General features: G+C 68.1%; 18 protein-coding genes and 2 pseudogenes. 13 read left to right on the forward strand and 7 right to left on the reverse strand.

The window, feature by feature from the left end; all coding sequences use genetic code 11:
- Positions 1 to 102 (reverse strand): annotated as a pseudogene (locus BST27_RS33455) (hydrogenase/urease maturation nickel metallochaperone HypA); the annotation flags it as partial.
- An 86-nt stretch (positions 103 to 188) separates the two neighbouring features.
- Entirely contained in the window at positions 189 to 1,247 is a 1,059-nt protein-coding gene (gene nicT, locus BST27_RS02755; protein ID WP_276015361.1) for a Nickel transporter NicT, read from the reverse strand.
- Between the two features lie 200 nt (positions 1,248 to 1,447).
- Here nicT and BST27_RS02760 point away from each other — a divergent pair, with 200 nt between their 5' ends.
- On the forward strand, positions 1,448 to 1,960 hold the full coding sequence (locus tag BST27_RS02760) for a Fur family transcriptional regulator (protein ID WP_069417210.1): 513 nt from the start codon (positions 1,448 to 1,450) through the stop codon (positions 1,958 to 1,960).
- A 9-nt stretch (positions 1,961 to 1,969) separates the two neighbouring features.
- Here BST27_RS02760 and mtr read toward each other — a convergent pair whose 3' ends face one another.
- The 3 genes from mtr to BST27_RS02775 all read right to left on the reverse strand — a co-directional run bounded on the left by mtr (position 1,970) and on the right by BST27_RS02775 (position 6,313).
- On the reverse strand, positions 1,970 to 3,346 hold the full coding sequence (gene mtr / locus BST27_RS02765; RefSeq protein ID WP_069417211.1) for a mycothione reductase: 1,377 nt from the start codon (positions 3,344 to 3,346) through the stop codon (positions 1,970 to 1,972).
- Between the two features lie 11 nt (positions 3,347 to 3,357).
- Positions 3,358 to 4,377, reverse strand: a complete 1,020-nt coding sequence (locus tag BST27_RS02770) for an alpha/beta hydrolase (RefSeq protein ID WP_069417248.1) — start codon at positions 4,375 to 4,377, stop codon at positions 3,358 to 3,360.
- Positions 4,378 to 4,438: 61 nt separating this feature from the next.
- Complete coding sequence (locus BST27_RS02775) at positions 4,439 to 6,313, reverse strand: PE family protein (RefSeq protein WP_083148369.1); 1,875 nt, start codon at positions 6,311 to 6,313, stop codon at positions 4,439 to 4,441.
- Between the two features lie 203 nt (positions 6,314 to 6,516).
- Here BST27_RS02775 and mqo point away from each other — a divergent pair, with 203 nt between their 5' ends.
- From mqo to BST27_RS02815, 8 genes and pseudogenes are all read left to right on the forward strand, one after another.
- Positions 6,517 to 8,001: a malate dehydrogenase (quinone) gene (gene mqo / locus BST27_RS02780; RefSeq protein WP_069417213.1), complete on the forward strand. Its 1,485-nt coding sequence runs from the start codon at positions 6,517 to 6,519 to the stop codon at positions 7,999 to 8,001.
- Positions 8,002 to 8,076: 75 nt separating this feature from the next.
- Positions 8,077 to 8,547, forward strand: coding sequence for a GNAT family N-acetyltransferase (locus tag BST27_RS02785; protein WP_069417214.1), 471 nt, complete (start codon positions 8,077 to 8,079; stop codon positions 8,545 to 8,547).
- Complete coding sequence (locus BST27_RS02790; RefSeq protein ID WP_069417215.1) at positions 8,544 to 10,385, forward strand: magnesium chelatase subunit D family protein; 1,842 nt, start codon at positions 8,544 to 8,546, stop codon at positions 10,383 to 10,385. The genes BST27_RS02785 and BST27_RS02790 overlap by 4 nt, the downstream gene beginning before the upstream one ends.
- A 17-nt stretch (positions 10,386 to 10,402) precedes the next feature.
- The gene (gene cobO, locus BST27_RS02795) at positions 10,403 to 11,017 is read left to right on the forward strand and encodes a cob(I)yrinic acid a,c-diamide adenosyltransferase (RefSeq protein ID WP_069417216.1); all 615 of its coding nucleotides are present in this window, start codon (positions 10,403 to 10,405) and stop codon (positions 11,015 to 11,017) included.
- Between the two features lie 100 nt (positions 11,018 to 11,117).
- Positions 11,118 to 12,485, forward strand: coding sequence for a cobyrinic acid a,c-diamide synthase CobB (locus tag BST27_RS02800; protein ID WP_069417217.1), 1,368 nt, complete (start codon positions 11,118 to 11,120; stop codon positions 12,483 to 12,485).
- A pseudogene (gene cobA / locus BST27_RS02805) lies at positions 12,482 to 13,689 on the forward strand (uroporphyrinogen-III C-methyltransferase). The gene BST27_RS02800 and the pseudogene cobA overlap by 4 nt, the downstream one beginning before the upstream one ends.
- Before the next feature lie 22 nt (positions 13,690 to 13,711).
- Positions 13,712 to 15,304: an MFS transporter gene (locus BST27_RS02810; RefSeq protein ID WP_069417219.1), complete on the forward strand. Its 1,593-nt coding sequence runs from the start codon at positions 13,712 to 13,714 to the stop codon at positions 15,302 to 15,304.
- 125 nt (positions 15,305 to 15,429) lie between these two features.
- Complete coding sequence (locus tag BST27_RS02815; protein ID WP_069417220.1) at positions 15,430 to 17,178, forward strand: proline--tRNA ligase; 1,749 nt, start codon at positions 15,430 to 15,432, stop codon at positions 17,176 to 17,178.
- 62 nt (positions 17,179 to 17,240) lie between these two features.
- On the opposite strand, the gene BST27_RS02820 is transcribed toward BST27_RS02815, so the two are convergent.
- Together BST27_RS02820 and BST27_RS02825 are read right to left on the reverse strand one after the other, a co-directional pair.
- Positions 17,241 to 17,741 (reverse strand): ferritin-like domain-containing protein, encoded by a 501-nt coding sequence (locus BST27_RS02820; protein WP_069417221.1) that lies wholly within the window; start codon positions 17,739 to 17,741, stop codon positions 17,241 to 17,243.
- Positions 17,738 to 18,274, reverse strand: coding sequence for a hypothetical protein (locus BST27_RS02825; protein WP_069417249.1), 537 nt, complete (start codon positions 18,272 to 18,274; stop codon positions 17,738 to 17,740). Before BST27_RS02825 ends, BST27_RS02820 begins: the two co-directional genes overlap by 4 nt.
- Positions 18,275 to 18,469: 195 nt before the next feature.
- Between BST27_RS02825 and rimP the strand changes: the two genes are divergently transcribed.
- From rimP to infB, 4 genes are all read left to right on the forward strand, one after another.
- On the forward strand, positions 18,470 to 19,003 hold the full coding sequence (gene rimP / locus BST27_RS02830) for a ribosome maturation factor RimP (protein WP_069417222.1): 534 nt from the start codon (positions 18,470 to 18,472) through the stop codon (positions 19,001 to 19,003).
- Entirely contained in the window at positions 19,000 to 20,043 is a 1,044-nt protein-coding gene (gene nusA / locus BST27_RS02835) for a transcription termination factor NusA (RefSeq protein WP_069417223.1), read from the forward strand. The genes rimP and nusA overlap by 4 nt, the downstream gene beginning before the upstream one ends.
- A 211-nt stretch (positions 20,044 to 20,254) precedes the next feature.
- Positions 20,255 to 20,497: a YlxR family protein gene (locus tag BST27_RS02840; protein ID WP_308205984.1), complete on the forward strand. Its 243-nt coding sequence runs from the start codon at positions 20,255 to 20,257 to the stop codon at positions 20,495 to 20,497.
- Between the two features lie 74 nt (positions 20,498 to 20,571).
- Entirely contained in the window at positions 20,572 to 23,379 is a 2,808-nt protein-coding gene (gene infB / locus BST27_RS02845; RefSeq protein ID WP_083148371.1) for a translation initiation factor IF-2, read from the forward strand.
- The last annotated feature ends 19 nt before the right edge of the window (positions 23,380 to 23,398 follow it).

Genomic DNA, 23,398 nt, shown 5'->3' on the forward strand with positions numbered 1-23,398 from the left:
TCGGAGGGCGCCGACCCGCACCCGGACCACGTCAACGTGACGGCCGTCGGCGTGTGCCTTGACCACACCGGCGATCGCTTCACACAGGGACAACTCATGCATGGCTGGGCCTGAACGGACGGAAGCCCATGGGCACTGTTCTACACCGTCGATCGTCGGTGCAGCCACGGGCGGCCGGGGTTACGGCGTCAGCCAGGGGTGCTCGGGGCCGGAGCCCACCTTTGTTCGATGCGGCCGTAGCGCCAGACCAGCACGGCGACCACCCAGGTGGCCACGAACATGCCGACAACCAGATAGCCGACGAGGTTGAGGTTGACGCCGCTGATCCAGGTCCAGAACGGACCGCGCCAGCCGAACTCTTCGGCGACGAGCCCAAGCAGTTCGACGGTGCCGATCAGTAGCGCGACGGCCACCGACAGTCCGGTGATGGTGAGGTTGTAGTAGATCTTGCGGACCGGGTTCGAAAACGCCCATCCGTAAGCGAAGTTCATGAACGAGCCGTCGATCGTGTCCAACAGGCACATGCCCGCCGCGAACAAGACGGGCAGACACAGGATGGCGTACCAGGGCAGTCCCGCAGCCGCGCTGGTGCCGGCGAGGACCAGGAGCGCGATCTCGGTTGCGGTGTCGAAGCCGAGCCCAAACAGGATCCCGACCGGGTACATGTGCCAAGACTTGGTGATCGACTTGGTGATGGGGCCGAGGAACCGGTTGATCAGCCCGCGGTTGTCCAGTTGTCGCTCGAGTTCCGTTTCGTCGTAGTCGCCCCGGCGCAACCGCGCGAAGACCCGCAGGATGCCGACCAACACGGTGATGTTGAGAATGGCGATCAGGTACAGAAAGACCCCGGACACGCCGGTGCCGATGAGTCCGGTGTAGCGGTGTAGCGCGGAGGAGTCGTCTGAGACCGGCCCGACGACGGCCTTGAGCCCAGCGACGAGTAACGCCGCGAGCCCGAAAACCACCGAAGCGTGGCCGAGCGAAAAGAAGAACCCCACGGCGAGGGGGCGCTGCCCGTCGCTCATCAGCTTGCGGGTGGTGTTGTCGATCGCGGCGATGTGGTCTGCGTCGAACGCGTGGCGCATGCCCAGGGTGTAGGCGGTCATCCCCACCCCGACTCCAAAGGCTTTGCCGCCCAAAAAAAATTGTCCTGGCTCGACCAACAGGACCAACGTGACCCAGCCGACGATGTGCAGCGCGACGATAATCGCGAGCATCGTGCCCAGGCGCCACCACTCCGCTGGCATCAACGCGCTACGCAACTTCAGCCACCGGGACGACCGCAACTCGAGGGCTCCACTGGCCACGTCGGTCCTCTTTGCATCGGCAGGGGCAACAGTCCCGACTGTAGGTTCGGGCCCACGCCAGATGCAAATTGCTTGCAGGAACTGCATAAAGGGGCACGGGGGCATTGGTAATCCGGGGCTCCTGGCGCGACACTGGATACGTGACGACTGCGCTGCCGGGACTGGAGCCGGCGGTCACCGAGCGGATGGGCGAACTGCTGCGTGCTCGCGGGCTGCGGCGCATGGCGTCGCGGATCCAGGTGCTGGCGGTACTCGAACCGGTCAACGGGCACCTGTCGGTTGCCGATATCCGGCATCGCCTCGTCTCCTCCCTCCCCGGCGGCGCCCGGCCGCCGGACCTCGCCACGATCTACCGCACGGTCACCACCCTGGTCGACCAGGGTGTGCTGCATGCACTGACACTCGACGGCGGTATCACGACCTACGGGCTCGCGACCGCCCCGCATCACCACGCGGTGTGCACCCAATGTGGCGCGATCATCGAGGTGCCCGCGCGTCAGCTGAGCTCGGCGCTGCAACATGCGATGGCAGGCAGCTCGTTCGCACTGTCGGAGCAGGCTGGCCTAACGCTGCGCGGCCTGTGCCCGCGGTGCCAAGACACCGTGGCGGACTTGGCTGACTCGACCGGTCCGCGCGCTACGCGGCGGCGCTGACATCCACGCTCAGCGCAAGCCCAGCAGCGCGTTCTCGACCACTTCCGCCAGCGCCGGATGGATCCAGTACTGGCCGCGGGCCATTTCCGGGACGGTCAGCCCAAAGCTCATCGCCTGGATCAACGGCTGGATGATCGAGGACGCCTGGGGGCCCATGATGTGTGCACCCAGCAGGCGGCCGGTGCCGCGCTCCGCGACAAGCTTGACGATCCCGGTGGTGTCTTCCAAGGCCCAGCCGTAGGCCACGTCGCCATAGTCCTGGACCTTCACCAAGATATCGAATCCCTGTGCCAGCGCTTGATTTTCGGTCAAACCGACGGTCGCCAGCTGCGGGTCGGTGAACACCGCCGACGGTACGAAGCGGTGGTCGGTGACCACCATCGACTCGGTGTCGTCCCAGTCGCGCAGCAGATTGTGCTGAACCACCCGCGCTTCGTGGTTGGCCACGTGTTTGAGCTGATACGGCGACGACACGTCGCCCAGCGCAAAAACCCCACGGGCCGAGGTTCGCTGATACTCGTCCACCACCACTTGGCCGTGGCGAATCTCGACGCCGGCCTGCTCGGCGTCCAGGTCGATGTTGGCGTCGCGTCCGGTGGCCACCAGCAGCAGATCAGCATCGATGGTGGAGCCGTCGTCCAGGATCAACCTGACGCCAGAGTCACAGTCCTTGCTACCCACGATGTTGACTTGGGTGCGCAGCTCCCACTTGGTGGCCGCGATCCGGCTGAACCGTTCGCAGATGGTGTGGTCGTATTGGCGCAGCAGCGTGCCGCCGCGCATCACGATGGTGACCCGCACCCCCAGCGAGGAGAACACGTGCGCGAATTCCGCCGCCACAAAACCACTTCCGGCGATCACCATATGCTCGGGCAGCTCGGGGATCCGCATAATGGTGTCGCTGGTGTGGTAGGTGACCCCGCATTTGGCGATGGCCGGGGGAATCCTCGGCGATGAGCCGGTGGCGATCACCACCTGCTCCGCGGTGAATTCTTCACCTCCGTCGGTGCGCAACAGATAACGCCCGTCGGGCTGCACCGGGCCAAACCGGGTGTGGTCCCTGTACACATCGACGTTCGGGGAGGCGTTTCGATACTGTTCGCCACTGACCGCAATCGGGTCGATGCGACCGAAGACGCGCGAGACGATGTCGTCCCAGCGGATCCCGTCGATATGCGCGTCGATACCGTACCGGGCCGAATGCCGGATCGTCTCGGCGACGTCGGAGGCGTAGACGAACATCTTGGTCGGGATGCACCCCACGTTGAGACAGGTGCCACCGAAGGTGCCCTGTTCGCAGATCGCCACCCGCTTGTCCGCGTATCGATCGTCGAGAATGCTGTTGCCGGAACCTGTTCCGATGATGGCGATATCGTAGGTTTCCATCCGAGGTCCGTTCACCCTTCTTCTTGCGGTGCAGTTGATGCGGACGCCGATCCGGCTGCCGAGGTGTCGCCGCTGAGGTGATCGTCCAGCCAGCGGTCCAGGTGGCGAAAGGCTGTCTGGCGCGGCTCCGGGAGCGACAGGAAGACGTCATGTTTGGCGTCTTTCACCGGGATGATGGTCGAGTGGTTTCCGATACAGCCGGCCCAACGTGCGATCTGGGTGACGTCGAGGACCGCGTCACCGCGTTGTAGTTCGTCCGGGTCTGCGTTTTCGGGCACGGTGTGGTCCGAACGCAGAATCAGGTTGGGCACGCCGACGTCGAGCCCGCGATGCAGGCGGGCATGGCCGCGTCGCACGGCATTGAGCCAGCCGAAGGTGATCGGGAATCCGCCCACCGGCTTCCACTGCAGGTTGTAGTCGAATTCGCCGTAGTAATCGCGGTGCAGGGTGGTGCCATAGCCGCCCGGTGTCGGTGCGCGGGCCACGCTCTTGGAACGCACGCGCGATATTGCGGCGATCGTCGCCGAAGTCACGCGAAAGCGCAGCACCGCCGGTCCGTGCAGGTCCAGGAACGGGCTGTTGAGCACCAGGGCGTCGACGTCGGCAGCTGCGCTGGAGCCCTGTCGGCGCAACCTGTCCAGCCACAACGCCACGATCAGCCCGCCCGCGGAATGGCCGTACATCAGGACCTTGGCGTCCGGGTTCTGTTCGCCGATGATGGCCAGCGCCTGATTCAACTCGGCGTCGTAGTTGGCCAGGTTGGTGGTGAAGTGCGGGGTCTGGTCCGGTTGGCGGGATCTGCCGCACTTGCGCAGATCCAGCGCGTAGAACGCGAAGCCGCGCTCGGCGAAGTGGTCGGCCAGTTCGGTGTGGAAGAAGTAATCGGTGTAGCCGTGTACCGCCAGGACCGCGCGAGCCGCAGCGGTCGCGTCCCCGCGGCGGATCAGGGTCGCGACGATGTCGCCCTCGCCGTCGGGATCGTGCCCGAGCGGAATCGTGTGTTGCCAGTAGCCGGGCAGGACATCGGGCACCCAGCCAGTCGCCCCGACGGTCACGGGGCCAGCTTAAAACGTGGTGTCGGCGAGACCGTGGCTAACCGGGCGCGCCGGGCATGCCGTCGGCCCCCGGGGCGCCATTGAAGCCGGGGGTGCCGTCCTCGCCTGGCTCCACCTCGCCGGCGACGAGGAAGCCCTTGCCGCCCGCGCCGCCGGCACCGCCCGCACCACCCGCGCCGCCGGCGCCACCCGCACCGCCCGCACCGCCTGCACCGCCCGCACCTGCGTGGCCGATCAGCCACCCTCCTTTCCCGCCCACGCCACCGAGGGCGCCCGGTGCGCCGCCGTCTCCGCCGGTACCGCCGATGCCGCCGTCGCCGCCGTCGCCGCCGTTGCCGCCGAGAACCCCAAATCCAGTAAACGGGGCAGTAGCGTCGCCACCGGTGCCACCGGAGCGGCCCGCACCACCGTTGCCGCCCGCGCCGCCCGCGCCGGCGGTGCCGGCGGCACCACCGTTGCCGCCGTCGCCGATCAACAGCCCCCCGGCACCTCCATTGCCGCCGTGGCCCCCGGTGCCGCCGGCACCGCCGGTGGCGGCGTTTCCGCCGTCACCGCCATTGCCGCCATGGCCCCCCCTTGCAGTCCCTTCGGGGTCGTACGCGATACCAGATCCGCCGGTGCCGCCGATGCCGCCGGACCCTCCGGGGGCGCCTGCGCCCCCGGTACCACCGGCGCCGCCTGACCCGCCGGCACCACCGGAGCCGACCAGCAACCCGCCACGGCCGCCGTCACCCCCACTGCCGCCGGTGCCGCCGGTGCCGCCGGACACGTTGCTGCTCATGCCGTTGCCGCCGGCGCCACCGTTGCCCCCCGGAGCGATTTCTCCCTGGGCAATGGCGTTGCCCCCGTTACCCCCGTCGCCGCCCGCACCGCCGGGTGTCCCACCATCAGCCCCGGTACCGCCATGACCCCCGTAGGCGTTGTTGTTCGAAGTGGCGCTCCCGCCATCACCGCCCGAGCCTCCGTTGGCGCCGGCTCCGGCGGCGCCCCCGTTGCCGCCGTGACCGGCCTTGGTGACCGCAGAACCCGAGGGCGTCGCATTGCCGCCGTTCCCACCGTTACCGCCGTTCTGCAACGCGACGCCGTTGCTGCCGTTGCCGCCGTCACCGGCGATGACGGGGTCCGAACCCCCGGTGGCATCCATGCCGGGGTTCCCATTGGGGGCTGTGCCGGCGGGGGTGGGGTTGCCGGTGGTGCCGGTGGCGCCGGCGCCGCCTTGCCCGCCGTTGCCGCCGGCGCCGAACAGGTTTGCGCTGCCGCCGCTGCCCCCGCGCCCGCCGGCGCCGCCGTTGATGCCGGCTGCCCCGACCCCGCCGTGTCCGCCGGCCCCGCCGTTGCCGTAAAGCAGCCCACCGCTGCCGCCGTTACCACCGACTGCACCGGCGCCCCCGGCCCCGCCGGCTCCGCCGTTGCCGAGGAACCCCGCGCTGCCGCCGTTGCCACCGGCCTGGCCGGGCCCGCCGGCTGCACCGGCGCCGCCGTTGCCGTACAGCAGCCCGCCTGCCCCGCCGGCTTCTCCTGGCGCCGACCCGTTGGTGCCGTTGCCGATCAGCGGGCGACCCATCAATGCCTGGGTGGGCGCGTTGATCACGCCGAGCACACCCTGCTCCAAGAACTGCAACGGGGATGCGTTGGCGGCCTCGGCCGCGGCATACGCGCCGCCACCTGCGGCCAGAGCGCGGACAAACTGGTCGTGAAACGCGGCCACTTGGGTGCCGAGCGCCTGATACTGCCGAGCGTAGGTGCCGAAAAGCGCCGCGGCGGCGGCCGACACCTCGTCCTCGGCGGCGGTCAGGATGCTGATGGTCGGGGCCGCCGCCGACGCATTTGCGGCGTTGATCGCCGAACCTATTCCGGCCAACTGCGTGGCCGCTGCGGAGACCACCGCCGGCGCAGCGATGAGATATGACATCGGTTGCCTCCCGAAGCAGCTGATGTTCGAGCAGACCCGATCGTCACAGGCCAGTCAGCGTCGGGATTGTGCGGAGCGTAGCCCGTCCCGGCAGCGTATGCAGCGTTTTCGGCCCCTGGACTAGGTATACGACCAGGCATATGTCGTTGTGCCCATACCGGTCGGGATAACCTGAGCACACCGAAAGAAGGGCCAACGATCAGGTGTCAGAGCCAGCCAGAACTGATGTCGTCCTGGTGGGCGCGGGCATCATGAGCGCCACGCTGGGCGCGTTGCTGCGGCGGTTGGAGCCGGGTTGGTCGATCACGCTGGTCGAAAGGCTGGACGCCGTCGGCGCCGAGAGCAGCAGCCCGTGGAACAACGCCGGCACCGGCCACGCGGGGTTGTGCGAAATGAATTACACGCCGCAGGGACCGGACGGCTCGATCGATATCAGCAAAGCGGTGCGGATCAACGAAGAGTTTCAGGTCACCCGTCAGTTCTGGGCGTACGCCGCGGAAAACCGGATCCTGACCGACGTGCGCGGCTTTCTCAACCCGGTTCCGCACGTGAGTTTCGTTCGTGGCGCCGAGCACGTTTCCTATCTGCGCCGGCGCCGGGAGGCGTTGGCCCGCAACCCACTGTTCGCCGACGCCGAATTGATCGACGACCCTGAGGAATTCGCCCGCCGGCTGCCGTTCATGGCCGCTAAACGCGACTTCGCCGAGCCCGTCGCCCTCAACTGGGCGCCGGATGGCACCGACGTGGACTTTGGAGAGCTGTCCCGACAACTCATCGGCTACTGCGTACGAAACGGCATGATCGCGCTGTTTGGTCATGAGGTCCGCAACCTGACTCGTCAGTCCGACGGCGGCTGGCTGCTGTCCGTCCGAAACCGCCGTACCGGCGAAAATCTGGCGCTGAAAGCAAAATTCGTATTTGTCGGGGCCGGTGGGGAAGCGTTGCCGCTGTTGCAGAAGTCGGGGATCAGCGAGGTCAAAGGCTTCGCCGGGTTCCCGATAGCCGGTAAGTTCCTGCGCACCGCCAACCCGACGCTGACGGCTGCGCACCGGGCTAAGGTGTATGGCGTTCCGTCCCCCGGAGCGCCGCCGCTGGGTGCTTTGCACCTGGATCTGAGGTTCGTCAACGGCAAGTCGTGGCTGGTGTTCGGGCCCTACGCCGGCTGGTCGCCAAAATTCTTGAAACACGGGCATTTCAGTGATCTGGCGCGCTCGGTAAAACCGAACAACGTGGTGTCCATGGTCGGTGTCGGGATCACCGAGCTGACCTTACTCAACTACCTGATTGGCCAAGTGCTGCAATCCGAACCCGATCGGATACAAGCGCTGCGCGAATTCGCGCCCAGCGCAGTGGATTCGGACTGGGAATTGACGGTGGCCGGCCAGCGGGTGCAGGTCATCCGGCGGGACCGGCGCCACGGCGGGGTGCTGGAGTTCAGCACCACTCTGGTTGGTGCTTCCGACGGCAGCATCATCGGCCTGCTCGGCGGCTCACCGGGTGCCTCGACCGCCGTGCCGATCATGCTGGACGTCTTGCAGCGGTGTTTCACCCACCGGTATCAGTCCTGGCTGCCCACACTGAAAGAAATGGTGCCGTCACTGGGCCTCAAGCTCTCCGACGAGCCGGCTCTGTACGCCGAGCTGCGGTCGTGGACCAGCAAGGCACTGCGACTGGAGGAGGCGGCATGAAGTATGAGGAGGAGTGGCGCCGATGAGTCGCGCCGACGACGATGCAGAGCGCAGCGATGAGGAGGAGTGGCGCCGATGAGCGAAGCATTGCGCCGGGTTTGGTCGAAAGACCTTGACGCGCGGATACTTTACGAGATCCTCAAGTTGCGCGTCGAGGTCTTCGTCGTCGAGCAGGCCTGCGCGTATCCCGAACTCGACGGTCGTGACCTGCTGGCCGAGACACGGCACTTCTGGCTCGAGACGCCGGACGAAGAAGTGGTCTGCACGTTGCGGTTGATGGAGGAACATGCAGGGGGAGAGAAGGTTTTTCGCATCGGTCGGGTGTGTACCAAGCGGAGCGCCCGCGGTCAGGGCCACGCCACCAGGCTGCTGCGCGCCGCGCTGGCCGAGGTCGGCGATTACCCCTGCCGCATCGACGCGCAGAAGTATCTGATGGACATGTACGCCAAGCACGGATTCGTCCGCGACGGTGAGGATTACCTCGACGACGGCATTCCTCATGTGCCAATGCTGCGGCGCGGCTCCGGGCAGGCGGGCCAACGGTGAAGCCTTACCCGTTCAGCGCGATCGTCGGGCACGACCAACTGCGGCTGGCATTGCTGCTGTGCGCCGTCCGCCCGGAAATTGGGGGAGCGCTGATCCGCGGTGAGAAGGGCACCGCGAAATCGACCGCCGTGCGGGGGTTGGCCGCGCTGCTGTCGGCCGCCACCGAGGGAAGCGGCCCCGGTCTGGTCGAGATGCCACTGGGCGCAACCGAAGACCGGGTGGTCGGTTCGCTGGATCTGCAGCGGGTGCTGCGCGACGGCGAACACGCCTTTTCGCCCGGACTTCTGGCGCGCGCTCACGGCGGCGTGCTCTACGTCGACGAGGTCAACCTGCTGCACGACCACCTGGTCGACATCTTGCTCGACGCCGCGGCGATGGGCCGGGTCACCATCGAACGCGACGGCATTTCCCATTCGCACGAATCCCGGTTCGTGCTGATCGGCACGATGAACCCCGAAGAGGGCGAACTCCGCCCGCAGCTGCTGGACCGGTTCGGGCTCACGGTCGACGTGCGTGCGTCGCGGGATGTCGACGTCCGGGTCGAGGTCATTCGGCAGCGGATGGCCTACGAGGCGGACCCGGACGCATTCGCGCAGCGTTATGCCGAGGCCGACGCCGAGCTGTCCCGCCGCATCGCCGATGCGCGGGCTTTGGTCGACCGTGTGGTGTTGCCGGACAACGAGCTACGCCGCATCGCGGCATTGTGCGCGGCCTTCGACGTCGACGGCATGCGTGCCGATCTGGTGGTGGCGCGAACCGCTGCCGCGCACGCCGCCTGGCGCGGTGCGCATACCGTTGAAGAACAGGACATCCGAGTGGCGGCGGAATTGGCGTTGCCGCATCGGCGTCGGCGCGATCCCTTCGACGATCACGGCATCGACCGCGACCAGTTGGACGAGGCGCTGGCGCAAGCGGGAGCGGAGTCGCAGCGCGACCCGGAGCCGGAACCCGATCCGCCCGGCGGCGGCCAGTCCGCCGAAAACGCAGCACCCCAGAGCAATTCACATTCCTCCTCACCCAAACCGCAGACCGCGCCCAGTGCGCCACCGGCGAAAGTGTTCCGGACCCGGACCCTGACCGTTCCCGGGGTCGGCGAGGGCGCACCCGGGCGACGGTCGAGGGCCCGCAACGCATCCGGCAGCGTGGTCGCGGCGGCCGAAGTCGGCGATCCCGCCGCGCACGGCCTGCACCTGTTCGCCACCGTGCTCTCCGCCGCCGAAAACACCACCAGCCCCGGGCAATTGCGGCTGCATCCGGACGACATCCGCCGCGCTATCCGGGAGGGACGCGAAGGCAATCTGGTGATCTTCGTCGTCGACGCCTCCGGATCGATGGCCGCGCGGGACCGCATGGCTGCGGTAAGCGGTGCCACGATGTCCCTGTTGCGCGACGCCTACCAGCGTCGTGACAAGGTCGCGGTGATCACCTTCCGGCAACAGGGGGCGAAAGTCCTGTTGCCGCCTACCTCCTCGGCGCACATCGCGAGTCGGCGACTGGCCCGGTTCGACACCGGCGGCAAGACCCCCCTGGCCGAAGGCCTGTTGGCGGCGCGGGAGCTCATCATTCGCGAGAAAGTGCGCGACCAAGCCCGTCGTCCCCTGGTGGTGGTGCTCACCGACGGTCGGGCCACGGCTGGACCGGACCCGTTGCAGCGCAGCCGCATTGCGGCTGCCCGGCTGGTCGCCGAAGGTGCCGCGGCGGTGGTGGTGGACTGCGAAACTTCGTACGTGCGGCTAGGGTTGGCGGGGCAGCTCGCCCGCCAACTCGGTGCGCCGCTGATCCGGCTGGAACAGTTGCACGCCGACCATCTGACGCGTGCGGTACGCGATGTTGCCTGACCCGAAGGTAAGCGCTGATGCCACAAGGTAATCCGGTTGCGGTACCCGATGACGGCCTGACCACTCGGGCGCGGCGCAATACTCCGGTGTTTGCGGTACACACCGGTGCGGGCAAGGGCAAGTCGACGGCGGCGTTCGGAATGGCCCTGCGGGCGTGGAACGCCGGACTCAAGGTCGCGGTATTCCAGTTCGTCAAGAGCGCGAAATGGAAAGTGGGCGAGGAGGCCGCGTTTCGCCGGCTGGGGCAACTGCACGAAGAGCGCGGTATCGGGGCACCCGTGGAGTGGCACAAGATGGGCGCGGGCTGGTCATGGGTCCGCAAGGCCGGGAACGAGGAGGATCACGCGGCGGCCGCTGCCGACGGCTGGGCCGAGATCAAGGGGCGGCTGGCAGCGCAACGCCACGACTTCTACGTGCTCGACGAGTTCACCTACCCGCTGAAATGGGCGTGGGTGGACCTCGACGATGTGGTCGAGACGCTGCTGTCCCGGCCCGGGCACCAACACGTGGTGATCACCGGGCGCGACGCCCCCGCGCGACTGGTCGAGGCCGCAGACCTGGTGACGGAGATGACCAAGGTCAAGCACCCGATGGACGCGGGCCGCAAGGGGCAGAAGGGCATCGAGTGGTAGGCACGCCCGTTGGTCCCCGCGAGGGCGCGTGTCTGCACACCGACACGCCGTTGCGGCTGGCATTTTGCGCGCGCTCGCGCTCGCGGCTCAAGGCAGCGCAATGACGCCCACCCCCGCCGTGGTGATCGCCGCACCCGCCTCGGGCAGCGGAAAGACCACGGTGGCAACGGGTCTCATTGGGGCGCTGCGCCAGGCTGGCCGCCGGGTCGCGCCGTTCAAGGTTGGCCCGGACTACATCGACCCCGGCTACCACAGGTTGGCCGCGGGACGACCCGGGCGCAATCTCGACCCGAACCTGGTGGGGGAGCAGCTGATACGGCCGCTGTACGCGCACGGCACCGAGGGCGCCGACGTCGCGGTCATCGAAGGGGTGATGGGGCTTTTCGACGGGCGCATCGACCCGATGGCGACGACGCCGGCGACGGGGTCCACCGCGCACGTCGCCGCCCTGCTGGGCGCCCCGGTCATCCTGGTGGTCGACGCCCGCGGCCAGAGCCACAGCATTGCCGCTCTGTTGCACGGCTTTTCGACGTTCGACAGCGCGACCAGAATCGCCGGCGTCATCCTCAACCGGGTGGGATCGCCCAGGCACGAGGAGGTCCTGCGGCAGGCGTGCGAACAGACCGGTGTCCCGGTGCTCGGCGCCATTCCGCGCACCGCCGAGATGGAAGTCCCTTCGAGGCACCTGGGACTGGTTACCGCCGTCGAATACGGCCGCCGCGCCCAGCAGGCGGTCCAGGCGATGACGGCTCTGGTCACCCGGCATGTCGATCTGACCGCCGTCATCTCCTCAGCTGCCATCGGGTCGCCCGGTCGGGCCTGGGACCCGGGGACCGCCGTCGGAGACACAGCCGGAGCGCACGCCACCGTCGCGCTGGCCGCCGGCAAGGCGTTCACCTTCGCATACGCCGAACATGCCGAGTTGCTGCGCGCCGCCGGGGCCGACGTCGTCGAGTTCGACCCGCTCAGCCAAACGCTGCCGGAAGGAACCGACGCGCTGGTGTTGCCCGGTGGATTCCCCGAGCAGTTCGCCGCGGAGTTGTCCGCCAACGACGTCGTCCGCAACCAGATCCGCGACCTCGCCGCCGCCGGCGGGCCGGTGCACGCCGAATGCGCGGGGCTGCTTTACCTGGTTTCCGACCTCGACGGGCACCCGATGTGCGGGGTGCTGCGCGCATCGGCACGGTTCACCCCCCGGCTCAAGCTCGCCTATCGCGACGCGGTCGCCGTCGCCGATTCGACGCTGTATTCAGCGGGCCAGCGGGTGGTCGGCCACGAATTTCACCGGACCGAAGTCACGTTCGACGACAGCTACCAGCCGGCCTGGGTGTACCGGGACAACGCTGCGGTGCACGACGGCGTGATCCACAACGGCGTGCACGCGGCCTACCTGCACACTCACCCGGCTGCGACACCGGAAGCCGTGGCTCGGTTCGTAGCCCACGCCGCTACTAGGCTTGGCCGGTGACCGAGAACCCCTATCTGGCCGGATTGCGGCTGGCAGGCAAGAAGGTCGTCGTGGTCGGCGGTGGCTCGGTCGCCCAGCGCCGCTTGCCTTTGCTCATCGCCAGCGGCGCGGACGTGCACGTCATCTCCCGCAGTGCCACCCGGGCTGTCGAGGCGATGGAGGGCATCACCCTCTCGGTCCGTGAGTACCGCGACGGCGACCTCGACGGCGCCTGGTACGCGATCGCGGCCACTGACGATCCGCAGGTGAACGCCGCCATCGTGGCCGAGGCCGATCGCCGCCGGATTTTCTGTGTGCGTGCCGACGCCGCGGTGGAGGGCAGCGCGGTCACTCCGGCGACGTTCGGGTACGCCGGGTTGTCGGTGGGAGTGCTGGCCGGCGGGGAGCACCGGCGCTCGGCGGCGATTCGATCCGCCATCCGCGAGGCCCTGCAACAGGGCCTCATCAGCGCCGATAGCGAGGACGTCGAGCGCGGCGGGGTGGCGCTGGTCGGTGGCGGACCGGGCGATCCCGAGTTGATCACCGTGCGCGGCCGTCGACTGCTCGCGCAGGCCGACGTCGTGGTCGCCGACCGTCTTGCACCGCCCGAACTGCTCGCCGAACTGGCGCCGCATGTAGAGGTCATCGACGCCGCCAAGATCCCCTATGGCCGGGCGATGGCCCAAGAGGCGATCAACGAGGTGATGATCGAACGGGCGCGGGCCGGCAAATTCGTCGTCCGCCTAAAAGGGGGCGATCCGTTCGTATTCGCGCGCGGTTATGAAGAAGTATTGGCATGCGCCGAAGCCGGAATTCCGGTGACCGTGGTGCCAGGTGTGACAAGTGCCATAGCTGTGCCCGCATTGGCCGGTGTTCCCGTCACTCATCGGGCCACAAATCACGAATTTGTCGTGGTCAGCGGCCATCTGGCGCCCGATCATCCCGAATCGTTAGTGAATTGGGACGCTTTAGCAGCAATGCGCGGCACCATTGTTTTGCTGATGGCGGTCGAACGCATCGAGCTTTTTGTCGCCGCACTGCTGAAAGGCGGTCGACCTGCGGAAACGCCGGTACTTGTGGTTCAACACGGAACGACGCCGGCTCAGCAGACGTTGCGGGCAACTCTCGCCGACACGCCAGAAAAGGTCCGCGCGGAGGGTATTCGACCTCCCGCGATCATCGTCATAGGGGCTGTCGCGGCGTTCGGGCTTTAAACAATTCTTAAGATTACTGTAAGGTAACCTCCTATGACGGCTCTCAACGACACAGAGCGCGCTGCCCAACAGTGGAGTTCCGACCGGCAAGATCCGTCGGCAACCGCGCGCCCGACTCGCTCGGCGGAGAGCGCCTCGGAGCGTATTCGCAGGTACTACCCGGCGTGGCTGCCCTCGCGCCGCTTCATCGCCGCAGTCATCGCGATCGGCGGAATGCAATTGCTGGCCACGATGGACAGCACCGTCGCCATCGTCGCGCTTCCTAAGATTCAGGACGAGCTGAGTCTGTCCGACGCCGGCCGTAGCTGGGTGATCACCGCCTACGTTTTGACCTTCGGCGGGCTGATGCTGCTAGGCGGCCGGTTGGGTGACACCATCGGCCGTAAGCGCACCTTCATCGTCGGTGTCGCACTGTTCACCATTTCTTCGGTGTTGTGCGCGGTCGCCTGGGATGAAGTGACGATGGTCATCGCGCGACTTTCCCAGGGCGTGGGATCCGCGATCGCCTCACCTACCGGTTTGGCGCTGGTCGCGACCACCTTCCCGAAGGGCCCGGCGCGTAACGCCGCCACCGCGGTGTTCGCCGCGATGACTGCCGTTGGGTCCGTGATGGGCCTGGTGGTCGGCGGCGCCCTGACCGAGGTCTCCTGGCGACTGGCGTTCCTGGTGAACGTGCCGATCGGGTTGGTGATGATCTACCTGGCCCGCACCGCGCTGCGGGAGACCAACCGTGAGCGGATGAAGCTCGACGCCGCGGGCGCCATGCTGGCCACCCTGGCCTGCACCGCCGCCGTGTTCGCCTTCTCGATGGGCCCGGAGAAGGGCTGGATTTCGACGATCACCATCGGTTCGGGTGTGGTGGCCATCGCCGCGGCCATCGCCTTCGCGATCGTGGAGCGCACTGCCGAGAACCCGGTTGTGCCCTTCGACCTGTTCCGCGACCGCAACCGCTTGGTCACCTTCGCGTCGATCCTGCTGGCCGGCGGCGTCATGTTCAGCCTGACCGTCTGCATCGGCCTGTACGTGCAGGACATCCTCGGTTACAGCGCGCTGCGCGCGGGTATCGGCTTCATCCCGTTCGTGATCGCGATGGGAATCGGCCTGGGCGTGTCCTCGCAGCTGGTGTCCCGGTTCTCACCCCGGGTGCTGACGATCGGCGGTGGTTGGCTGCTGCTGGGCGCGATGATCTACGGCTCGATGTGCATGCACCGCGGTGTGCCGTACTTCCCCAACCTGGTGTTGCCGATCGTCGTGGGCGGCATCGGCATCGGGATGGTGGTCGTGCCGCTGACCCTCGCGGCCATCGCGGGCGTCGGCTTCGACCAGATCGGCCCCGTGTCGGCGATTGCGCTGATGCTGCAGAGTCTGGGCGGGCCGCTGGTGTTGGCCGTTATCCAGGCGGTCATCACCTCGCGCACCCTGTACCTGGGCGGCACTACCGGCCCGGTGAAGTTCATGAACGACCTGCAGATCGGCGCGCTGGACCACGGTTACACCTACGGGCTGCTGTGGGTGGCCGGTACGGCCGTCATCGTCGGCTTTGCCGCGCTGTTCATCGGCTACACGCCCGAGCAGGTTGCGCACGCGCAAGAGGTCAAGGAAGCGCTCGACGCCGGCGAGCTGTAATCCTCGCCGAGTCCTGGCCTCTGTCCGTATTTCCTCGCGAGCGTCACGCTGGCGCGGCATAGGACGCCCAGCTGTGCGCTGGCGTGACGTTCGACGCACCACTCCGACCAGTAGGCTGGCCCGCTGTGATTACCCGGATGTCCGAGTTGTTCCTGCGCACCCTGCGCGACGATCCCGCAGACGCCGAAGTACCCAGCCACAAGCTGCTGATCCGGGCCGGTTACATCCGGCCCGTCGCGCCCGGGCTGTACAGCTGGCTCCCGCTGGGCCTGAAGGTGCTGCGCAACATCGAACGCATCGTGCGCGACGAGATGAACGCCATCGGCGCCCAGGAGATCCTCTTTCCCGCGCTGCTGCCGCGTGCGCCGTACGAGACCACCAACCGTTGGACTGAGTACGGCGACGGCGTGTTCCGGCTGCAGGACCGCCGCGGCAACGATTACCTGCTGGGCCCGACGCACGAAGAGCTGTTCACGCTCACCGTCAAGGGCGAATACAGCTCGTACAAGGATTTCCCGCTCACGCTGTACCAAATCCAGACCAAATACCGCGACGAAGCCCGGCCCCGGGCCGGCATTCTGCGGGCGCGCGAGTTCGTCATGAAGGACTCATACTCCTTCGATACCGACGCCGCCGGGCTGAAGGCCGCCTACCACGCTCACCGCGAGGCCTACCAACGCATCTTCGACCGCCTGCAGGTCCGCTACGTCATCGTGTCCGCGGTGTCTGGCGCGATGGGGGGTAGCGCCTCCGAAGAATTCCTCGCCGAGAGCCCGATCGGCGAGGACACCTTCGTCCGGTGCGTGGAGTCCGGCTATGCGGCCAACGTCGAAGCCGTCGTCACCCCCGCGCCCCCGGCGCAACCGATCGACGGACTGCCCCCGGCGGTGGTCCACGACACCGGCGACACCCCGACCATCGCCACCCTGGTGGACTGGGCGAACCAGGCGGACCTGGGCCGCACGGTGACCGCCGCGGACACCCTGAAGAACGTCCTGCTCAAGGTCCGCCAGCCGGGCGAGGACTGGGAACTACTGGCCATCGGCGTGCCCGGAGACCGCGAGATCGACGACAAGAGGCTCGGCGCGGCCCTCGAGCCGGCCGAGTACGCGTTTCTCGACGACCAGGATTTCGCCAAGTACCCCTTCCTGGTGAAGGGGTACATTGGTCCGAAAGCACTGCGGGACAACGAGGTTCGTTATCTGGTCGATCCCCGGGTGGGGGACGGCACCAGCTGGATCACCGGGGCGGACGAACCGGGTAAGCACGTGGTCGGCCTGGTGGCCGGTCGCGACTTCACCGCCGACGGGACCATCGAGGCCGCCGAGGTCCGCGAGGGAGACCCGTCGCCCGACGGTGCCGGACCGCTGACCATGGCGCGCGGCATCGAGATCGGGCACATCTTCCAGCTCGGCCGCAAGTACACCGATGCGTTCAGCGCCGACGTACTCGGCGAGGACGGCAAGCCGGTGCGGCTGACCATGGGCTCCTACGGCATCGGCGTTTCGCGGTTGGTCGCCGTCGTCGCCGAGCAGCAGCACGACGACCTGGGCCTGCGCTGGCCGTCGTCCATCTCGCCGTTCGACCTGCACCTGGTGATCGCCAACAAAGACCCCCAGGCTCGCCTGGGTGCCGAAAAGCTGGCCGCCGACCTGGCCAAAGTGGGTGTCGAGGTGCTGCTGGACGATCGTCAGGCCTCACCGGGGGTGAAGTTCAAGGACGCCGAACTGCTCGGCATGCCGTGGATCGTCGTGGTGGGCCGCGGCTGGGCGGACGGCCGCGTCGAACTGCGCAACCGCTTCGCGGGCGAGACGACCGACCTGGCCGTCGGCGAATCGCTCGTCAGCGACATCCTGCGACTACTCGCGCAATGACTCTGCGCTGAGGGCGACGCCTACTCGCACAACGCCGCCCAGGACGCAGGATCAACGCAAAATTATTCGTTGCCGCCCGGAAATGGCGCGGTGATGGGCCAGCCGCCCAGCACCTTGTTCCAGCGGGACGCCATCACGGCGCTCTCGGTCAAGGCTGTAGCGGCAAAAGCGCGGTCGTCGGCAGTATCGGCGTGCTCCACCACCGCCCGCCATGCCGTCGCCCCGTCGTTCTCCATCCGCGCGGCCAACCGCGCCGCGTCCGCGGCGCTGGCCACCAGCATCGGCAGCTGATAGCCGGCGGCGGCCACTGGTGCGTCGGCCTTCCGGGCGGTGAGCATGGAGATGACGTCGTCGCGACGCTGGCGGTGCTGGTTCAACGCCTCCACCACCAGGTCGTTGACGCTGGGCGGCGACAAGGCGGACACGATGCCGTAGCCGTAAATGGTGGCGTGCTCGATGGTCAGCGCTTCGGCCAGCGCCTCGGCTGCGGCCTCTTTGCCCGTGGTGTTGCCTCCCGGAGACCGCTTGGGTGAGGCTCCCGGCGTCGGTTCGAAGGAGGTCATATGGACGGCCCTCCTGGCACCAGGGCCACCGACTGCGACGCCGTGCAGGAGGCGGAGATGGAGGCCAGCAGCCCCGCCCGGTAGCCGGACGAGGTGGCCAGCAGGCGACTGGCGCTCTCCGCGGACGTGCGCAGGGAATCGATCACGTCGGACACCGTCGGCGGGGGCGGCGGGGGCACCGCCGGGTCGGTGGGACTGGGGCTTGCGCTGGAGCTACTCGTCTCGCTCGTCGACGAGACCAGCTTGCCCGCGGCCCTGGCTATCTCGGTGGCCAGCGCACGGGCATGAGCGGCACGTTGATTGGCCACGACCGACAGCGCGGCGGCGACCTGCGGTGGCATGCCGATCGCGGCGGCCGCGGCCGAGGCCAGCGCGCTGTCGTGGCGGGCCTGGTCCAGCGGTCCGAGCAGCTCTTCGACCGGCTGCGGCTTGGGGGGCGTCTCGTCGCAGGCGGATACCAAACCAAGTGCGGCAAGAGCGGCACCGCCGGCGAGCACACCCCGCCTGGTGATGACGGGTACGGCTCTGGGCACCACAACATCCTGCCATCAGAAGCGCACGCAAACGCCGTCGGCACGACTGGTCACCACCCGCCGGGGGCACGGCTTCGCGATGCCCCGCGACGATCACGACGTCATTTTTGAATCCTGGCGTATCGTGGATACCTGGCTCTCCCGGATGCCTCCGAAACGTCAGATGTCCGGACAACTCAAGATGAGGAGCTCGCCGTGACCACCGGGCTACCGTCGCAGACGCAGGTGATCGAGCTGCTCAGCGACGAGTTCGCGCGCGCCGGCTATGAGATCGAAGACGTGGTCATCGACGCCCGCGCCCGCCCGCCGCGCATCGCGGTGATCGCCGACGGCGACACCGCTTTGGACCTGGACACAATTGCCGAGTTGTCGCGCTCCGCCTCCGCCTTGCTGGACGGCCTGGGTGACAGGGGTGACGCATACGTGCTCGAAGTAAGTTCGCCCGGTGTCGACCGCCCGCTGACCAGCGAAAAGCACTTCCGACGGGCGCGCGGACGCAAGGTCGAGGTGGTGCTGTCCGACGGATCGCAGCTGACCGCACGGGTCGGCGAGGTGCGCGGCGACACCGTCGGACTGGTAATCCGGGAAAAGCGGGACTTGACGCTGCGGGAGATTCCGTTGCCGCAGATCGTCAAGGCTGTCGTACAAGTTGAGTTTTCGCCGCCGCCGAAAGCCGAGCTGGAAATGGCGGGAGTGGGGCAGGCCGCGGGGACGGAGGCCGAAGCATGAACATCGACATGGCGGCGCTGCATGCGATCGAAGTGGACCGGGGTATCTCGGTCAACGAACTTCTCGAAACCATCAAGTCTGCGCTGCTCACCGCCTACCGGCACACGCAGGGACACCAGAACGACGCGCGCATCGAGATCGACCGCAAATCCGGCGTCGTCCGGGTGATCGCCCGGGAGACCGACGAAGACGGCAATCTCATCAGCGAATGGGACGACACCCCCGAGGGCTTCGGTCGGATCGCCGCCACCACGGCACGCCAGGTGATGCTGCAGCGGTTCCGCGATGCCGAGAACGAGCGCACCTACGGCGAGTTCTCCACCCGCGAGGGCGAGATCGTCGCGGGGGTGATCCAGCGCGACAGCCGGGCCAACGCCCGCGGCCTGGTCGTGGTGCGGATGGGCACCGAGACCAAGGCGTCGGAGGGGGTCATACCGGCGGCGGAGCAGGTGCCGGGCGAGAGCTACGAACACGGCAACCGGCTGCGCTGCTATGTGGTGGGGGTGACCCGCGGTGCCCGCGAGCCGGTGATCACGCTGTCGCGAACCCACCCCAACCTGGTTCGCAAGCTGTTCTCGCTGGAGGTTCCAGAGATCGCGGACGGCTCGGTGGAGATCGTGGCCGTGGCGCGGGAGGCCGGACATCGCTCGAAGATCGCGGTGGTGTCGCGCGTCCCGGGGTTGAACGCGAAGGGGGCCTGCATCGGCCCGATGGGACAGCGGGTCCGCAACGTGATGAGCGAGCTCTCGGGCGAGAAGATCGACATCATCGACTACGACGAGGACCCGGCCCGCTTCGTCGCCAACGCCTTGTCGCCGGCCAAGGTGGTGTCCGTCTCGGTCATCGACCAGATGGCCCGGGCGGCCCGCGTGGTGGTGCCCGACTTCCAGCTGTCGCTGGCCATCGGCAAGGAAGGCCAGAACGCCAGGCTGGCGGCCCGGCTCACCGGGTGGCGGATCGACATCCGCGGGGATTCGCCCGGGAATCCGGCGGGTCATCCCGAGCACGGCGCCAGCCGCGGGATGGCGCACGAGCGCTGACCCGCGCGGCTCGAATTTCCGCCGGAGTAAAGAGGCGCCGTCGTAACACCGTCGGGTGGTTCTGACCATTGGCCGGGTGACGCTAGACTTAGCCGTGATCCAGCGCGAGCCTTCGGTCTCGGCGCACCGACGCCCGGATAGTCCCAACGGACCCGTGCGGACGTGCGTCGGCTGCCGGAAGCGAGAGCTGGCCGTCGAACTGCTTCGAGTGGTGGCGGAGTCGAACGGGAACGGCACGTACGCCGTAATCGTTGACACGGCCAGAAGACTGCCCGGGCGGGGTGCCTGGCTGCATCCCGTGGAGCAGTGCGTACAACAAGCGATTCGGCGGCGAGCTTTCACCAGAGCGCTGCGCATCACCGGTTCGCCGGACACATCCGCGGTAGTTGAGCACGTGAGCAAGCTCGGCCACCGGCCAAAAGAACAGGTAGCAACGAACATGAGCACACCGTGAAGTCCCGATGACCATGCGTCATAGCTAAACCCGAGGCGCGGCCCGCTGCTGTCGCCTCATAGACAGGAGATGTAGTGGCAGGTAAGGCCCGCGTACACGAGTTGGCAAAGGAACTCGGTGTCACCAGCAAGGAAGTCCTCGCCCGGCTGAGCGAGCAGGGCGAATTCGTCAAATCAGCATCGTCGACGGTGGAGGCGCCAGTAGCCCGCCGGCTGCGCGAGTCGTTCGGCGGCGGGAAAGCTGCCGCCGCGAAGGCAGCCCCGCCGGCACCGCCGGCCCAGGCGCCCGCCAAAGCCCCGGACAAGTCACTCGAGCAAGCTCTCGACACGGCGATCGAAAAGGCCGCGGGCAACGGCGCACCAACCCCCTCACCGGCCAAGCCGGCCGCCCCGCGACCCGCGGCGCCCGCGGCCCCGCCGGCCCCGGCGGCGAGCGCGGCGGCTCCGACCCCGGCTCCGCCGGCCAAACCAACGCCCGGAAAGCCCGCGGCGCCGACGCCCGGACCTACCCCCGGTTCCCAGGCGCCGCAGCCCGGTGCGACGCCGGGACCGCGGCCCGGCCCCCCGGTCCCGAAGCCAGGCGTTCGCACGCCGCGCGTCGGCAACAACCCGTTCTCGTCGGCTCAGCCGGTCGACCGGCCCATTCCGCGCCCGCACCCGCAGGCCCCACGCCCGGGAGCTCCCCGGCCTGGTGCGCCCCGGCCGGGTGGTGCCTCGCCCGGCAGCATGCCCCCGCGTCCGGGCGGCGCCGCAGGCGGACCGCGCCCGCCGCGTACCGGCGCGCCCCGGCCCGGTGGCGCCCGACCCGGTGGTCCCGGTGGCGGTCGCGACGGCGGTGGCGGTAACTACCGCGGCGGCGGTGTAGGAGCCGCGCCCGGTGGTGGCGGTGGCGGCGGCGGCTTCCGCGGTCGTCCCGGCGGCGGTGGCCCCGGTGGTGGCGGTGGTCGTCCCGGTCAGCGCGGCGGCGCGGCGGGCGCGTTCGGTCGTCCCGGCGGCGCTCCGCGTCGTGGCCGCAAATCGAAGCGGGCAAAGCGCGCCGAGTACGAGAACATGCAGGCGCCGGTCGTCGGCGGCGTTCGGTTGCCGCACGGCAATGGCGAGACGATCCGGCTGGCGCGCGGCGCTTCGCTGAGCGACTTTGCCGACAAGATCAACGCCAACCCGGCCGCGCTGGTGCAGGCGCTGTTCAACCTCGGTGAGATGGTCACGGCCACCCAGTCGGTGGGTGACGAGACGCTCGAGCTGCTCGGCAGCGAGATGAACTACAACGTTCAGGTCGTCAGTCCCGAGGACGAGGATCGCGAGCTGCTGGAGTCCTTCGACCTGACCTACGGCGAGGATGAGGGCGGCGAGGAAGACCTGCAGACCCGTCCACCGGTGGTCACCGTCATGGGTCACGTCGACCACGGCAAGACCCGCCTGCTGGACACCATCCGCAAGGCCAGCGTCCGCGAGGGCGAGGCCGGTGGCATCACCCAGCACATCGGCGCCTACCAGGTGGCCGTCGAACTCGACGGCACCGAACGTCTCATCACGTTCATCGACACCCCCGGTCACGAGGCGTTCACCGCCATGCGTGCCCGCGGCGCCAAGGCCACCGACATCGCCATCCTGGTGGTCGCGGCCGACGACGGTGTGATGCCGCAGACGGTCGAGGCCATCAACCACGCGCAGGCCGCCGACGTGCCGATCGTGGTGGCGGTCAACAAGATTGACAAGGAAGGCGCTGACCCGGCCAAGATCCGCAGCCAGCTCACCGAATACGGCTTGATTGCCGAGGAATTCGGCGGCGACACGATGTTCGTCGACATCTCCGCCAAGCAGGGCACCAACATCGACGCGCTCCTCGAGGCGGTGCTGCTGACCGCCGACGCCGCACTGGACCTGCGGGCCAACCCCGACATGGAGGCCCAGGGTGTGGCCATCGAGGCGCACCTGGACCGGGGCCGCGGCCCGGTGGCGACGGTGCTGATCCAGCGCGGCACGCTGCGCGTGGGCGACTCGGTGGTCGCCGGCGACGCCTACGGCCGTGTCCGCCGGATGGTCGACGAGCACGGCGAGGACATCGAGGCGGCGTTGCCGTCGCGGCCGGTGCAGGTCATCGGCTTCACGTCGGTGCCCGGCGCGGGTGACAACTTCCTGGTCGTCGACGAAGACCGGATCGCCCGCCAGATCGCCGACCGGCGCAGTGCCCGCAAGCGCAACGCCCTGGCGGCCCGTAGCCGCAAGCGGATCAGCCTGGAGGACCTGGACTCGGCGCTGAAGGAAACCAGTCAGCTGAACCTGATCCTCAAGGGCGACAACGCCGGTACCGTCGAGGCGCTGGAAGAGGCCCTGATGGGTATCGAGGTCGACGACGAGGTGGCCCTGCGGGTCATCGACCGCGGTGTCGGTGGCATCACCGAAACCAACGTCAACCTGGCTTCGGCGTCGGATGCGATCATCATCGGCTTCAACGTGCGCGCCGAAGGCAAGGCGACGGAGCTGGCCAACCGCGAAGGCGTCGAGATCCGCTACTACTCGGTGATCTACCAAGCGATCGACGAGATCGAGCAGGCCCTGCGCGGCATGCTCAAGCCGATCTACGAGGAAAACCAGTTGGGTCGCGCCGAGATCCGGGCGATCTTCCGGTCCTCCAAGGTCGGCATCATCGCGGGTTGCCTGGTCACCTCCGGTGTGGTGCGCCGCAACGCCAAGGCCCGGTTGTTGCGGGACAACATCGTGGTCACCGAGAACCTCACGATCAACTCGTTGCGCCGCGAGAAGGACGACGTGACCGAGGTCCGCGAAGGCTTCGAGTGTGGTTTGACGTTGGGGTACTCCGACATCAAGGAAGGCGACATCATCGAGTCCTTCGAGCTGGTGCAGAAGGAGCGCGCCTGACCACAGCCGCCACATAGTG

This window comes from Mycobacterium intermedium, assembly GCF_002086275.1.
In the GTDB taxonomy this organism is placed as follows: Bacteria; Actinomycetota; Actinomycetes; order Mycobacteriales; family Mycobacteriaceae; genus Mycobacterium; species Mycobacterium intermedium.

What these genes read in the sequence shown, in the direction of transcription:
- BST27_RS02785 (WP_069417214.1), top strand. Translation starts at nt 8,077, where the DNA reads ATGAGCGAAGCATTGCGCCGGGTTTGGTCGAAAGACCTTGACGCGCGG.
- nusA (WP_069417223.1), top strand. Translation starts at nt 19,000, where the DNA reads ATGAACATCGACATGGCGGCGCTGCATGCGATCGAAGTGGACCGGGGT.
- BST27_RS02800 (WP_069417217.1), top strand. Translation starts at nt 11,118, where the DNA reads ATGACGCCCACCCCCGCCGTGGTGATCGCCGCACCCGCCTCGGGCAGC.
- mtr (WP_069417211.1), bottom strand. Translation starts at nt 3,346, where the DNA reads ATGGAAACCTACGATATCGCCATCATCGGAACAGGTTCCGGCAACAGC.
- nicT (WP_276015361.1), bottom strand. Translation starts at nt 1,247, where the DNA reads ATGCCAGCGGAGTGGTGGCGCCTGGGCACGATGCTCGCGATTATCGTC.
- BST27_RS02810 (WP_069417219.1), top strand. Translation starts at nt 13,712, where the DNA reads ATGACGGCTCTCAACGACACAGAGCGCGCTGCCCAACAGTGGAGTTCC.
- BST27_RS02775 (WP_083148369.1), bottom strand. Translation starts at nt 6,313, where the DNA reads ATGTCATATCTCATCGCTGCGCCGGCGGTGGTCTCCGCAGCGGCCACG.
- BST27_RS02820 (WP_069417221.1), bottom strand. Translation starts at nt 17,741, where the DNA reads ATGACCTCCTTCGAACCGACGCCGGGAGCCTCACCCAAGCGGTCTCCG.
- cobO (WP_069417216.1), top strand. Translation starts at nt 10,403, where the DNA reads ATGCCACAAGGTAATCCGGTTGCGGTACCCGATGACGGCCTGACCACT.